Origin of the sequence: Vibrio jasicida CAIM 1864 = LMG 25398, assembly GCF_000400365.1 — a bacterium.
Lineage (GTDB): Bacteria > Pseudomonadota > Gammaproteobacteria > Enterobacterales > Vibrionaceae > Vibrio > Vibrio jasicida.
This window is the reverse complement of the sequence record NZ_BAOG01000053.1, coordinates 231,272-245,737: the sequence shown is the minus strand read 5'-3', so window position 1 is coordinate 245,737 and position 14,466 is coordinate 231,272. Positions and strand designations below refer to the sequence as shown.

The window sequence follows — 14,466 nt, the reverse complement described above, 5'->3', positions numbered from 1 at the left end:
CCTATGGGTGGGATGTCAGCAAATCGTCACGACTTCATAACAAGTTGTTTTATCGCCAATTTTCATCTCAACTTCCTCCCCTTCTTCTTTCCCCATCAAAGCACGACCAAGGGGGGATTTCGGCGTAAGAACAAACACCTCTTTGCCTTGCCATTCGACAGTCAATCCGCCAGAGCAAGGCCCTATAAAGAAAGCTTTTTCGATATCATTTTCGTCCACTAATTCAATATAAGCACCAACCGCGATACGAGCATCGACAAAATCACGCAACACAAGAGTGCGGTACTGGCGAAGCTCTTCTTCACTTTCTTGCACGCGCATGGCCTGTCCATGCGCAAGATAAGATGCCTCAAGTGCTAGTGTATCGTATTTATGCTCAGGGACAGTTTCTTCATCTGTCGCGGCGTCAATTGCTCGTTGTGTAGAGGCGTGAGCAACTTGCAGCTTCTCTTCTAAGTGTTGAATGATAATTTGGACTAAGTCAGCTTTGTTCATACTTTTAGGGCGCGCATTAAGCATTTAGAATGTGGTAATTTAAAGAATCGTTTTCTGCGACAGTTTACCATCAAATAGAGGTTTCCCTATTATGCAAAGTGACCGACTTCAGCAAACACTTCAGTCTGTGTTTGGTTTTGATTCTTTACGATCAGGACAGCAACCCGTCATTGAAGCTGTGATGAGTGGTCATTCCGCTGCCGCAATCTTTCCGACTGGCTCAGGTAAATCACTTTGTTACCAACTGCCCGCGACTTTGCTACCCAATCTAACGTTAGTGATCTCGCCGCTTTTGGCTTTAATGAAAGACCAATTAAGCTTTTTACAAAGTCGAGGGATTCCTGCAGCATCAGTGGACAGCAGCCAAAGTCGCGAAGAAACTCAACAAGTAATGGCGGGCGTAAAAAGTGGCAAGATTAAAATCTTGATGATCTCGGTTGAACGCTTGAAGAACGAGCGCTTTCGAGAGTTTATTCGTCAAATTCCTATCTCTTTAATGGTGGTCGATGAAGCGCACTGTATCTCTGAATGGGGCCACAACTTCCGCCCTGATTACCTCAAACTTCCGCAATATCAGCAAGACCTCAACATCAAACAATCTCTATTGTTAACCGCCACTGCAACCCCTGCGGTTATTGAAGATATGCAGAAGAAGTTCAATATCGCGAGTGAACACATTACAGTGACTGGCTTTTATCGCCCTAACCTTGATATCTCCGTTATTCCTTGTGAAGAAGCGAATAAGCCCACTCAACTTGGCGATCTTATTACGGCTGCACCAAAACTTCCGACCATCGTCTACGTGACACAGCAGCAAACCGCCGAGCAAGTGGCAAAGTCTTTGATCCATTTGGGCGTCAATGCACATGCTTACCACGCTGGCATGAAAAGCGAAATCCGCGAACAGATTCAACATCAATTTATGGCGTCACAAATTGACTGCATTGTCGCGACCATCGCGTTTGGTATGGGAGTCGATAAATCCGACATTCGCCGAGTAATTCACTTTGACTTACCTAAGTCAATCGAGAACTACGCGCAAGAAATTGGACGTGCAGGGCGGGATGGCGAGCGTTCAGAATGCATTTTACTTGGGAATACTTCGGGCTTAACCGTCCTAGAAAACTTTGTGTTTGGTGATACCCCAGAACCGATCTCAATTCATTATGTGTTGGAGCAAATTCGCGAACATGCTCCTCAATGGGAAGTAATGGCTTTGCGTTTATCTCGAGACAGTAACATTCGTCAATTGCCATTAAAGACACTGCTAGTTTATTTGGAGCTTGCCCAAGTTATTACCGCAAAATACAGTTATTTTGCTGAATATCGCTTCAAGTTTTTGCAAGATCAGCAATTCATTCTCAACCAATTTCACGGTGAACGTCGCCAGTTTATTGAGGCTATTTTTACCTGTTCGACAAGGGCCAAAGTTTGGTGTCAGGTTGATTTGGAAGCGCTGTGGATGCATTACCAATCGGAGAGAAGTCGAGTGGTTGCGGCTTTGGATTACTTCCATCAAAACGGCTGGATTGAGCTGGAAAGCAAACAACTAACAGATGTGTATTCTGTCCTTCCAGACACTCAAAGCCAAGACGGACTCGCTCAGCATTTGGTTGAATTATTTCAATCCAAAGAACGCAAGGATATTGACCGTATCCATACCATGCTGAATTTATTCCAATCTGACGATTGCTTGAGTCATCAACTGGCCCATTACTTCGCTGATCACAATGCACCGACGCAATGTGGTCACTGCTCAGTATGTCGCGGGCACGTCGCTACGTTTCCAAGCTCTCAAAATGAAATACCTGAACTCACTCACCTATCAGCATGGATTAACGAATTCATCCAACTATCACCTACCGCCGTCAGTAATGCAGCGGTTTCTCGCTTTTTATGTGGCATTAGTACGCCACTTATCACTCAGTTAAAAGCGAGCAAACTGCAAGGTTATGGAGCAATGGCGAATGTCTCTTTCGAGCAAGTATTGAAACAAGTGGAAATCGCTCGATCCTAGAAAAAGCTCAATTGACGAGCTTGTGCTTCGGGCTTGAGCATCACACTCAAGCCCAGCAAACGAATTTCTCGACCATTTTGGCGTTTAAGAATATCACGCAGCAGCACCTTGAAATCCTCTAGTTCCAACTGGGGATGAATGTGCTCAATCGTCGTAAGTTGAAAGTCAGCAAACTTGAGCTTGATGCCTTGCTTGATGATCGATTTATCTGGATTGGCTTTCTCTAGCCGTTTTTCTAATTCTGGGTAGAGTTTTTCTTCTATTACTTTCCAGCATTCATCGTAAGTCGAGATGTTCTCGCTAAACGTACGCTCAACACCAACTGATTTACGTTCACGCTCTACCACTACTTCACGATCGTCAATACCGTGACTGCGTTTCCATAACGAAGCACCTTGACGCCCGAACTGACGCAGCAGTTCACGATAGTCACTTTTTTTAATATCTTCACATAAGTAGAACCCAGCTTGATGAAGCTTCTCCAAACTGACTTTGCCTACTCCAGGAATTTTTTCGAGTGGAAGTTTGTCCACCACCTCCTGAACTTTATCCGGCGGGATCACAAACTGACCGTTTGGCTTATTCATGTCAGAGGCTACTTTGGCAAGAAACTTAATCGGTGCGATGCCCGCTGATGCGGTCAATCCCAGTTCAACATGTATATCGTGGCGAATCGATTCGGCAATTAAAGTTGCAGAGCCTCGACATGCTGATGAGTCCGTGACATCGAGATAAGCTTCGTCTAAAGAGAGAGGCTCGATGATTTGCGTGTAACGCTCAAAGATGGCACGAATCTGCTGAGAAACTTGTTTATACACGTGCATGCGCCCCGGAACCACAAGCAGGTTCGGACATAGTTGTAATGCTCTTGCGGTTGGCATTGCACTGCGTACACCAAACTTACGTGCTTCGTAATTGCACGTGCTGATAACGCCTCTCTGCTTTTCATGCCCACCAACCGCAAGGGCGACTCCCCGATAATTTGGGTTATCGCGCATCTCAACGGCAGCATAGAAACAATCCATATCAACGTGAATTATTTTTCTTATTCTTTCAAGCACGATCTACACACAAAACAAATACTGTTTAAAAAAACAGTATAGCCATAAATAGCCGCTTTGAAAATAGTGTTATCTGGAGTCAATAATCTGAATTATTGATAGCACTGTATTCACATTTCGTTATTATTGATGCAAGTAACACTAAAAGTAGGGACACTTCTTTGAGTAAGAAAATACTGGTTGTCGAAGACAGTCGCGCCTTCAGAAATTATTTGCATCAAATCTTAAGCCAAGCTGGTTATGAAGTGCTTGCCGTAGAGAGTTTTGAAGAAGCTAAATCCTTTTTGATGAATGAACATGACTTATTATGTGCCGTTCTCGACTATTGTTTGCCGGACGCACAGGATGGAGAGATCATCGACCTCCTCCTTGCTTGTAAACATAAGGTCATTGTGCTGACAGCCATGTTTCAGGAAGATATTCGAGAGCAAATGTTGGCAAAAGGTGTATTGGACTACATCCTGAAAGACAGCATGGCATCTGTCTCTTATCTTCTGCCATTGCTTAAGCGCTTGACCAATAACCAGCACCACAAATGTTTGGTTGTTGATGATTCGATGACCGTTCGTCACCATGTTGTTCAGCTGTTAGAACATCAATATATTCAAACGCTTCAAGCCGAAAATGGACAAAAAGCCATTGAGCTCATCGAGCAAAATCCCGACATCACCTTGGTTTTGACAGATCATGACATGCCGGTAAAAGACGGCATCACTATGATCCGAGAACTGCGCCAAAAGCTGGATAAAAACCAACTGGCTATCCTAGGCATCTCTGGCAGTGACGACCACACCATGACCGCACGCTTTCTGAAGGCTGGCGCTAACGACTTTTTATATAAACCCTTCAACCAAGAGGAATTTTTCTGTCGTGTCCATCAAATCTTAGACATGAAAGAAGCGACTACCGAATTGTTCCGGATGGCCAACCAAGATTCATTAACTGGCTTATGGAATCGTCGATTTTTATTTGGTCAAGCTTGTTGCGGATGTAAACAGCGCAACATCGCGATGCTAGATATCGATTTCTTCAAAAAGGTGAATGATAATTACGGGCATGACGGCGGGGATGCAGCCTTGGTGATGGTAGCGAATATCCTGAAGATCTATTTCCCAGAAGACGTGATTGCACGCTTTGGTGGTGAAGAGTTCTGTATACAATCTTGTGGCAGTTATGATGAATTCGTCAATCGACTGGAACAAATGCGTCAACGTGTAGAGAAAACACCCGTACCTTATCAGGACGAGAGTATTCAAGTAACGATTAGCGTTGGAGTATCAAACATCGACGGCAACCTTGACCAACAGATTAAGGTAGCGGACGACCGGCTGTATCAAGCAAAAGGGAATGGCCGAAATCAGACCATTTACCAGTAACGAACATTCACGGCTCAGAAAAAATAAAACCCAGCGCGAAGCTGGGTTTTTCTGTTTAGGATTCACATATTAAGCAATGCGATCTTTTTCCCATGCAGCAAGTTTTTCAGCACGTAGTGCTTCACGAGCTTCACGTTTTTTACGTGCATCACATGGTTCAGGACAGTTACATACCTTCTCGATGCCTACCGCACCAAGACCACCACAACTGCCTTTCACTACCTTCTTCTGGAAGATGTAGCCAACTGCCATCGCGGCAATCACCGCAACAAAGACAGCAAAAGTAATTAGAAATGTACTCATTGGGACATGCTCACTAAGTTGTTATTTCTTCATGAACGGCTTGTATGCTTCCGAAGCCAGTTCTTTAAAACCATCGTCCGTTTTCACAATCATGAAAACTGGGATGTTATTTTCATTCGCGATTTCCATGCCTTTGTCTTCACCTAGCACCATAATACCAGTAGCAAGACCATCAGCTGTCATCGACGATTTATCCAGTACCGTTACAGACACTACCTTATGATGAATAGGTTTGCCTGTTTGAGGATTGATGATATGAGAGTATCGCACACCATTGCTCTCAAAGTAATTACGATAGTCACCGCTTGTTGCAATTGCCATATCACCAGGCTCAATAATTTCTTGGATTGAGCGCTCATCAACAGTTGGCTTTTCAATCGCGATGCGCCATGGCACACCTTCGCGGTTAAGGCCTTTCAAGCGCATCTCACCACCAACTTCCACCATATAGTTGTGAATGCCTTGAGAGTGCAAGTAATCGGCTACTACATCCACCCCCCAACCTTTCGCAATAGTCGATAGGTCCACGTATAGGTTCGGGATGTCTTTTGACATCTTGTTACCTTCAACGGAAAGATGATGAATGCCAGTATTCGCTTTGCGTGCCGCCAGTTCTTCATCTGAAGGCACCACATCAGGGCGCGCTTCAGGGCCAAACCCCCAAAGATTAACCAATGGTCCTACAGTTACATCAAGTGCACCTAAAGTAAGGCCGTTAAGACGAATCGCTTCTTTCACTACCGTAGCGGTTTGTGGCGAGACTTCAAACGGTTCACTGGTTTGATGCTGATTAAATCGACTCAGCTCTGAATCTTCACGGTATGTCGACATTTGATCGTTCACTTCTTCAAGTAAGCGATCAATCTCTGCCTGCAAGACATCTGGTTTTGGTAAACCATCTTGCTCGATGTATTTGATGTTATAAGTCGTACCCATTGTTGGGCCACTTAGATGAATTTGATCTGCTGGTTGGTCGCAGCCAGCTAAAACCAATAGAGAAGCGAATGCAACAAGCCATTTACTCACTTGTTTACTCCTATTGTTGTTAAATTGATATGGAAAATGGGTTCTCTTGAGATAAACCGATTTCCTATAGCAACTGTTGAATATCATTTTGTATTTTACAAAAAAGAATGGCTAGCTCTTACAGAGCTAGCCATAGATTCAATCACTTAGAGGGATTAACCACCGAAGTCATCTAGTAGGATGTTTTCATCCTCTACACCTAGATCTTTTAGCATGCCGATTACAGCAGCGTTCATCATAGGTGGACCACACATGTAGTATTCACAATCTTCTGGTGCTTCGTGATCACGTAGGTAGTTCTCGTAAAGAACATTGTGAATGAAGCCTGTGTAACCATCCCAGTTATCTTCTGGCATAGGGTCAGACAGAGCACAGTGCCATACGAAGTTATCGTTGTCAGCCGCTAGGCCATCAAAGTCTTCTACGTAGAACATTTCACGCTTAGAACGTGCACCATACCAGAATGACATCTTACGCTTAGAGTGCAGACGTTTTAGCTGGTCGAAGATATGAGAACGCATTGGGGCCATACCTGCACCACCACCAACGAATACCATTTCAGCGTCAGTGTCTTTCGCGAAGAACTCACCGAATGGACCAGAAATCGTACACTTGTCGCCTTCTTTTAGAGACCAGATGAACGATGACATGATACCAGGTGGTACGTCTGGGTTGTTCGGCGGCGGAGTCGCGATACGAACGTTAAGCATGATGATACCGTGTTCTTCTGGGTAGTTAGCCATAGAGTACGCACGGATCGTTTCTTCGTTTACCTTAGACTCGTAGCGGAACAGGTTAAATTTATCCCAATCACCACGGTATTCTTCAGGTACATCGAAGTCAGCGTATTTAACGTGGTGAGCTGGCGCTTCAATCTGGATGTAACCACCAGCACGGAAAGGTACTGATTCGCCATCTGGGATTTGTAGCTTAAGCTCTTTGATGAATGTTGCTTTGTTATCGTTAGAGATAACTGAACATTCCCACTTCTTAACGCCGAAGATTTCTTCAGGAAGCTCGATGTCCATGTCAGTTTTCATTGCAACTTGACACGCTAGACGCTCACCTTCACGTGCTTCACCTTTAGTAATATGGTCAAGCTCGGTAGGTAGGATGTCGCCACCACCTGATTTAACTTTTACGCGACACTGACCACATGAGCCACCGCCACCACAAGCAGAAGATACGAATACGCCAGCACCAGCTAACGCAGATAGTAGCTTACCACCTGGTTGTGTAACGATCGCCAGTGAAGGGTCATCGTTCACAGAAATTGTAATGTCACCTGTTGGTACAAGCTTAGACTTAGCGAAAAGAATCACTAGTACTAGCGCAAGTACGATCAGAGTAAACATCACTACACCAAGAATAATGTCCATTGACTATTCCTTAATTAATGCGGTTTACCCGACTTACAGTTGAACACCAGAGAAAGACATGAAGCCTAACGCCATCAGACCTACAGTGATGAACGTGATACCAAGACCACGTAGACCAGGAGGTACGTCTGAATACTTCATCTTCTCACGGATACCTGCAAGAGCAACGATTGCTAGCATCCAGCCCACACCAGAACCGAAACCGTAAACAACAGATTCAGCAAAGTTGTAGTCACGTTGTACCATGAAAGATACACCACCGAAGATCGCACAGTTTACTGTGATCAGCGGTAGGAAGATGCCAAGCGCGTTGTACAAAGGTGGGAAGAAACGGTCAAGAACCATCTCTAGAATCTGTACAAGTGCCGCAATTACACCGATAAAGGTGATGAAGTTTAGGAAGCTAAGGTCTACGCCCTCAACTAACGCGTTCTCTTTTAGAACTAGGTTGTAAACTAGGTTGTTCACAGGAACCGCGATAGTAAGTACTACCACTACTGCAACACCCAGACCAAAAGAGGTCTTAACTTTCTTAGATACGGCAAGGAAAGTACACATACCTAGGAAGAAAGACAGTGCCATGTTCTCGATGAAAATCGATTTAACTAGCAGACTGATGTAATGTTCCATGACGTCCTTACTCCTTCGCTTCGATTTGTTCAGGTCTGATAATGCGGATAGCCCAGATCATGAAACCGATTAAGAAGAATGCTGATGGTGCAAGTAGCATCAGGCCGTTTGGCTGGTACCAACCACCGTTGCTCACTAGAGGTAGTACTTCTAGGCCAAATAGTTTGCCTGAGCCAAACAGCTCGCGGAAGAAACCAACAGTGATAAGAACGAAACCGTAACCAAGACCGTTACCGATACCATCAATTAGAGATGGGATTGGCGCAGACTTCATCGCAAATGCTTCAGCACGACCCATTACGATACAGTTCGTAATGATCAGACCTACGAATACAGATAGCTGTTTGGAGATATCGTATAGGTATGCTTTAAGCACTTGGTCTACCACGATTACTAGAGATGCGATGATCGCCATTTGAACGATGATACGCACACTGTTAGGAATGTGGTTACGGATTAAAGAAACAGAGAAGTTCGACAGTGCGGTTACGAATGTTACCGCTAGTGTCATTACAAATGCTGTTTCTAGTTTAGTTGTTACTGCAAGAGCAGAACATACACCAAGAACCTGCAACGCGATCGGGTTGTTATCCAACACCGGCGCCATAATGCTCTTTTTAATGTTTTGTGCGCTAGACATTAGTTCAGACCTCCGTCACGAACTTTTGCTAGGAATGGACCAAAGCCCATGTCACCTAACCAGAAGTCGAATGTACCTTGAACACCGTTACCAGTTAGTGTCGCACCAGATAGGCCGTCAACGCCGTGTTCAGAACCTTCTGGAGCACCACCTTTAACAATCTTGATTGCTGGTTTGTGGTTCTCGTCGAATAGTTTCTTGCCAACGAATTGAGCACGCCATGCTGGGTTCTCTACTTCACCACCAAGTCCAGGAGTTTCACCTTGCTCGTAGTAAGTGATACCAGACACAGTGTCACCGTCAGTTTCAACCGCAACGAATGCGTACATCATTGACCAAAGACCTGTACCGTGAACAGGGATGATAACTTTAGATACTTCATCACCGCTTTTCACTAGGTAAACGATACCTGTATTAGCACGACGTAGGATCTTAGCTTTGTCTTCATCAGCTGTTAGCTTGATAGACTCTGCTGGATCTTTCGCTGCTTTACGTTGGTCATAGTTAGCTGCTGTAGAACCGTCTTCTGCAGTCTCGACAAAATCACCTGTTTTGAAGTCAACTAGACGAGGTTCAATGTACTCAGCAAATAGCTCAGGTACTTTTTTACCGTCAGCTTCAATGCCAGCAACTTCTACAATCTTTGATTGCTTATCTAGGACAGCGTTAGCTTTTTGCTTATCACGCAGGCCTACTGCCGCTGTTGATACGATGATTGAACAAACAAGGCTCAACCCGATAACAACACCCAGCGTCTTTTTAATGCTGTCGTTATTACTTGCCATAGCGTGCTAGTCTCCGCTTGATGTTCTTCTCGATAACTACATGGTCGAACAGAGGTGCGAATAGGTTCGCGAATAGAATCGCCAGCATCATACCTTCTGGGTACGCTGGGTTAACTACACGAATCATCACACACATTGCACCGATAAGGATGCCGTACCACCACTTACCACCGTTGGTAAATGAAGCTGATACTGGGTCCGTCGCCATGAAGAACATACCGAATGCAAAACCACCTAGAACTAGGTGCCAATGCCAAGGCATGTTGAACATTGGGTTGGTGTCAGAGCCAATCACGTTGAACAACGTAGACACTGCAATCATACCGATCATTACACCCGCAATGATGCGCCATGAAGCGATTCGCATGTATACGATCATCGCTGCACCGATCATTAGAGCTAGAGTCGATACTTCACCAATTGAACCTGGGATGTTACCGATGAAAGCATCCATCCAAGTGATAGGAGCGCCAGTGATGTTGTTGATCAACGCGCCGCTACCGCCGTGAGCCCATTGGCTAAGAGCAGTTGCACCAGAGAAGCCGTCAGCTGCTGTCCATACTACGTCACCCGAGATTTGAGCTGGGTAAGCGAAGAATAGGAACGCACGGCCTGCAAGTGCAGGGTTAAGGAAGTTACGACCAGTACCACCGAAGATCTCTTTAGCTACAACAACACCAAATGTGATACCTAGTGCCGCTTGCCATAGAGGTAGCGTTGGTGGAACGATAAGTGCGAATAGAATAGAAGTTACAAAGAAACCTTCGTTAACTTCGTGCTTACGCACCATACAGAAAAGCACTTCCCAGAAACCACCAACAATAAATACTGTTGCGTAGATTGGTAGGAAGTAAGTCGCACCTAGTAGCATTTTACTGCCAACACCTGCTTCAGCACCTATGGTGCCGCCAAGCATTTCTGTTAGCCAGTAGTGCCAGTTACCAGAGATAACTGTCGCTAGTTGATCACCAGCGTACATGTGGTTAAGTGCTGCGATAGCTTGGCCACCCGCGTTGTACATACCCCAGAACATTGCTGGGAATACCGCGAACCAAACCATGATCATGATACGTTTTAAGTCAACGCTATCACGGACGTGCGAGCTACGTTTTGTTACTAGACCTGGCGTGTAGAAAAGCGTTGCCGCTGCTTCGTACAGTGCAAACCATTTTTCGTGTTTGCCGCCTGGTTCAAAATGATGCTCGATATCCTCTATGAATTTCTTAAGCATGGATTACCCTTCCTTCACAATGGTATCTAGGCATTCACGAAGTAGCAGACCGTACTCGTATTTACCAGGACATACAAAGGTGCACAATGCTAGATCTTCTTCATCCAGTTCAAGCGCACCCAGTGTTTGAGCACTGTCAGTATCGCCTGCACATAGATCACGAAGCAGCAAAGTAGGTTCCATATCAAGTGGCATTACACGTTCGTAGTTGCCAATTGGAACCATTGCACGATCACTACCGTTAGTCGTTGTTGTCATGTTGAACAACTGACCTTTAAAGATGTGACCAAGGAAAGATTTCGTGATTGAGAATTTGTTTTTACCAGGAACAGCCCAGCCAAACAGTTCTTTCTCACGACCTTCACGCAGGACAGAAACCTGCTGATGGTAACGACCAAGGTAAGCATGTGGACCAGACGCGTGAGTACCTGAAAGTACAGAGCCTGAAATCACACGAACTTCACCTGGCATCAATTCGCTGTCAGTTAGGTCTTCAAGAGAAGCACCTACAACAGTACGAAGAAGACGTGGGTTATTCACTACAGGACCAGCAAGAGATACAACACGATCTGTGTATAGCTCACCAGTAAGGAATAACTTACCGAACGCAATAACGTCTTGGTAGTTGATGCTCCAAGCCACGTTTTGTGCATTTACTGGGTATAGGAAATGCATGTGGGTGCCAGCAAGACCTGCTGGGTGAGGGCCATCGAAGACGTGTTCTTCTACGTTAGACTGAGAAGAGCGTGGCAAACTAGTGCCAGATTTACATACGTAAACCTTGTCTTCTGTCAGGGCTGAAAGAATGTCTAGACCTGCAACGAATGCTTCTTGTTGTTCATTAATGATCAACTCAGGCTGAGCTGCTAGTGGATTAGTATCCATTGCAGTTACAAAGATAGCCTTAGAATTTGAATCGATTGCTGGAACCTTGCTAAACGGACGAGTACGTAAAGCGGTCCAAAGGCCAGAATCAACCAGTTGAGTCTTGATCGCTTCACGATCTAGATTTGCTAGTTGAGCTGCTTCGAACTTATCAAATGTTACCTGCTCTTCGCCTGCCACTTCAATCACTACAGATTGAAGAACACGCTTAGCGCCACGGTTAACTTCGATCACTTTACCGGCTGCTGGTGCTGTGAACTTAACGCCAGGGTTCTTTTTGTCTTCAAAAAGAACTTGCGCTTTTTTCACTTCATCACCAACGCGGACATGCATGGTAGGACGCATGCCAACGTACTCTTCGCCAAGCAAGGCGACTTTTTTGATGGTCTTACCATCATTAATCACCTGGGATGGAGTTCCTGCGATAGGAAGATCCAAGCCCTTCTTTATTGTAATCATACGCACTTGCACTACTTTTATCGGGAAAAAGATTCTTTTGATTGCGTAACTTTTAGACACGACATCAGTGTCCGGTTTCGATGCTGTTTAAAACATCAAAATCGCAACATCCTATTAATTATCTCGTCACAAATATTAGGCGAGATTTATCAGGTGCGGTAGTCTAGCATTTTTTAGGAACTTGATGCCATGACCAATCTTAGGAAAGGAGGGTTTATTTCGGTAGAATCGAGTGTAAAAGGTTAAAGAATAGTCATAACTTTGACCCATCGCACAAATGCCAAATCCCTTGCATCTGCTAAGGAAATAAAACATTCACGCTTTGAAACATGCGTTAATTTTCATTCATTTGTTGAAACACTGTTAACACATTTTTTAACCTTTATTTGTGCCACATTTTAATCCCGTAAAGATGTAAAACAAAAAAAGATGGTCGAAACCATCTTTCTAAATCAGTGTTTTAATCACACTCTAACGACCGCCACCCATACACATCGGACTATCTGGTGCACCGTCTTGCTCTTGTTTCCATTCTTCATTGGTGTAGGTGTGAATCGCCAATGCGTGAATGTGATTATCAAGTTCATCAGCCAGTACAGTGTGTACTTGACGGTGACGCCCAATGAGGCGCTGACCAGCGAATGCATCACTGACCACTATCACTTTAAAGTGACTTTCTGAACCCGGTGGAACGTTGTGCATGTAACTCTCATTGATCACTTTCAAATAATTAGGTTGCAACTCACTATGCAGTTTCTTTTCTATGATTTCTTGGATCATATTTCATCCTCATTGATGCCAATTCGCTAAGTATATACTCTCGATTGGCAAATTAAATAAGCGAACTCATATTCCCCTCTCTTTCAATGTGCCATGATTTAGCAAAAGCCTGTGAAAATCAGTAAATTTGACAGCTTTTTGTATCTTGAGCTCTCATCATTTGCGACAATAATCACTTATTTCCAAATTGACTTACGTTTAGCTATGAAAACCGAACTGAATCTTCACGAGAGAAGCCTATCGCTTCATCGTTTCCCTAAGCGCTCTAACGAGACTCTTCAAGCATGGGATGCGGGGGATGAGTACCTCATCAATCACGTGGAAGAGTTAGCAATACCAGATAACCAAAACATTGTTGTTATTAACGATAGCTTCGGCGCTTTGGCATGTTGGTTTTCGGACAATCACAATGTCACCCTCATGAGTGACTCCTTCATCTCACACAAGGGTGCACAGCAAAACCTCGAAGATAACCAATGTAAGCCAGTCGCCTTTCTCACTACGATGGACGATATCCCTGAGAATACAGACTTGGTCTTGATGCAATTGCCAAAAAGTAATCGCCACCTAGTTTGGTTATTAAGTCAACTACGTAAAACGCTACCTGACTCTTGCCCAATTATTGCCGTCAACAAAGCAAAAGAGATTCACACTTCAACACTTAAATTGTTTGAAAAACACTTAGGTGAGACAAAAACGTCTCTCGCGTGGAAAAAACATCGTTTGGTGTTTTCTAATGCTAATACACTGCCAGTCATAGAAGTCGATCCGATGACCGCTTGGGGAGTAGATGGAGAAAACATTCAACTGAAAAACCTACCAAATGTTTACTCAGGCGAAAGTCTGGACTTAGGTGCACGTTTTATGCTTCAACACCTACCTCAAGATCCAACGTTGAAACACATCATAGACCTCGGCTGTGGCAACGGTGTGCTATCAGTGAAAATGGGCCAATTAAACCCTCAAGCCCGCCTAACGAGTGTGGATGAAAGCTTTATGGCTATCGAGTCAGCTAAACAAAACTTAGTTGATAACCTAGGCGAACCTTACGACATTCAATGCATTGCAAATAACTGTTTGGATGGTTTTAACCCTGATAGTGCTGACATGGTGATGTGTAACCCACCATTCCACCAACAACAAGCAGTAACCGACCATATCGCTTGGCAGATGTTCTGCGACTCTAAACAAATTTTGAACAAAGGTGGCAGATTACTAGTCATAGGTAACCGTCACCTTGGTTACGATGCGAAGCTAAAACGTCTGTTTGGCGATAAAAATGTGAAACTAGTCGCTTCTAACAGTAAGTTCGTGATTTTACAGGCAACAAAAGATCCTGCTAAATTAGGCGCAAAGCAATAAAGCCCTGACTTTAGCAACATGTTTAAAAGGAATAATA

At 44.4% G+C, this 14,466-nt stretch carries 14 protein-coding genes; 3 read left to right on the top strand and 11 right to left on the bottom strand.

Going from position 1 to position 14,466, the window contains the following annotated elements:
- Positions 1-15: 15 nt before the first annotated feature.
- Positions 16-495, bottom strand: coding sequence for a GreA/GreB family elongation factor (locus VJL_RS15310; RefSeq protein WP_038879246.1), 480 nt, complete (start codon positions 493-495; stop codon positions 16-18).
- A gap of 91 nt (positions 496-586) precedes the next feature.
- Between VJL_RS15310 and VJL_RS15305 the strand changes: the two genes are divergently transcribed.
- Positions 587-2,512 carry a RecQ family ATP-dependent DNA helicase gene (locus VJL_RS15305; protein ID WP_038879119.1) on the top strand — a complete coding sequence of 642 codons (1,926 nt, stop codon included), beginning with the start codon at positions 587-589 and terminating at the stop codon, positions 2,510-2,512.
- Here the strand turns inward: VJL_RS15305 and dinB are convergent.
- Entirely contained in the window at positions 2,509-3,573 is a 1,065-nt protein-coding gene (dinB, locus tag VJL_RS15300) for a DNA polymerase IV (protein WP_038879116.1), read from the bottom strand. The two genes, VJL_RS15305 and dinB, sit on opposite strands and share 4 nt — an antisense overlap.
- Before the next feature lie 161 nt (positions 3,574-3,734).
- Between dinB and VJL_RS15295 the strand changes: the two genes are divergently transcribed.
- On the top strand, positions 3,735-4,949 hold the full coding sequence (locus tag VJL_RS15295; RefSeq protein WP_038879113.1) for a diguanylate cyclase: 1,215 nt from the start codon (positions 3,735-3,737) through the stop codon (positions 4,947-4,949).
- A 69-nt stretch (positions 4,950-5,018) separates the two neighbouring features.
- On the opposite strand, the gene nqrM is transcribed toward VJL_RS15295, so the two are convergent.
- The 9 genes from nqrM to bolA all read right to left on the bottom strand — a co-directional run bounded on the left by nqrM (position 5,019) and on the right by bolA (position 13,067).
- Positions 5,019-5,252, bottom strand: a complete 234-nt coding sequence (gene nqrM / locus VJL_RS15290; RefSeq protein ID WP_005427386.1) for a (Na+)-NQR maturation NqrM — start codon at positions 5,250-5,252, stop codon at positions 5,019-5,021.
- 21 nt (positions 5,253-5,273) lie between these two features.
- Entirely contained in the window at positions 5,274-6,278 is a 1,005-nt protein-coding gene (locus VJL_RS15285) for an FAD:protein FMN transferase (RefSeq protein ID WP_038864649.1), read from the bottom strand.
- A 155-nt stretch (positions 6,279-6,433) separates the two neighbouring features.
- Positions 6,434-7,657, bottom strand: coding sequence for an NADH:ubiquinone reductase (Na(+)-transporting) subunit F (nqrF, locus tag VJL_RS15280; RefSeq protein ID WP_038864647.1), 1,224 nt, complete (start codon positions 7,655-7,657; stop codon positions 6,434-6,436).
- A 33-nt stretch (positions 7,658-7,690) separates the two neighbouring features.
- Complete coding sequence (gene nqrE, locus VJL_RS15275; RefSeq protein ID WP_005436652.1) at positions 7,691-8,287, bottom strand: NADH:ubiquinone reductase (Na(+)-transporting) subunit E; 597 nt, start codon at positions 8,285-8,287, stop codon at positions 7,691-7,693.
- A 7-nt stretch (positions 8,288-8,294) separates the two neighbouring features.
- Positions 8,295-8,927, bottom strand: a complete 633-nt coding sequence (locus VJL_RS15270; RefSeq protein ID WP_005436651.1) for an NADH:ubiquinone reductase (Na(+)-transporting) subunit D — start codon at positions 8,925-8,927, stop codon at positions 8,295-8,297.
- Positions 8,927-9,712 (bottom strand): Na(+)-translocating NADH-quinone reductase subunit C, encoded by a 786-nt coding sequence (locus tag VJL_RS15265; RefSeq protein WP_038864645.1) that lies wholly within the window; start codon positions 9,710-9,712, stop codon positions 8,927-8,929. Before VJL_RS15265 ends, VJL_RS15270 begins: the two co-directional genes overlap by 1 nt.
- Entirely contained in the window at positions 9,702-10,943 is a 1,242-nt protein-coding gene (locus VJL_RS15260) for an NADH:ubiquinone reductase (Na(+)-transporting) subunit B (RefSeq protein ID WP_005436648.1), read from the bottom strand. Before VJL_RS15260 ends, VJL_RS15265 begins: the two co-directional genes overlap by 11 nt.
- A gap of 3 nt (positions 10,944-10,946) precedes the next feature.
- Positions 10,947-12,287, bottom strand: a complete 1,341-nt coding sequence (locus tag VJL_RS15255) for a Na(+)-translocating NADH-quinone reductase subunit A (RefSeq protein ID WP_038864644.1) — start codon at positions 12,285-12,287, stop codon at positions 10,947-10,949.
- Between the two features lie 471 nt (positions 12,288-12,758).
- Positions 12,759-13,067 carry a transcriptional regulator BolA gene (gene bolA, locus VJL_RS15250; RefSeq protein ID WP_005427328.1) on the bottom strand — a complete coding sequence of 103 codons (309 nt, stop codon included), beginning with the start codon at positions 13,065-13,067 and terminating at the stop codon, positions 12,759-12,761.
- Between the two features lie 204 nt (positions 13,068-13,271).
- Between bolA and VJL_RS15245 the strand changes: the two genes are divergently transcribed.
- A complete protein-coding gene (locus tag VJL_RS15245; protein WP_038879244.1) occupies positions 13,272-14,429 on the top strand; it encodes a methyltransferase in 1,158 nt (385 codons plus the stop codon).
- The last annotated feature ends 37 nt before the right edge of the window (positions 14,430-14,466 follow it).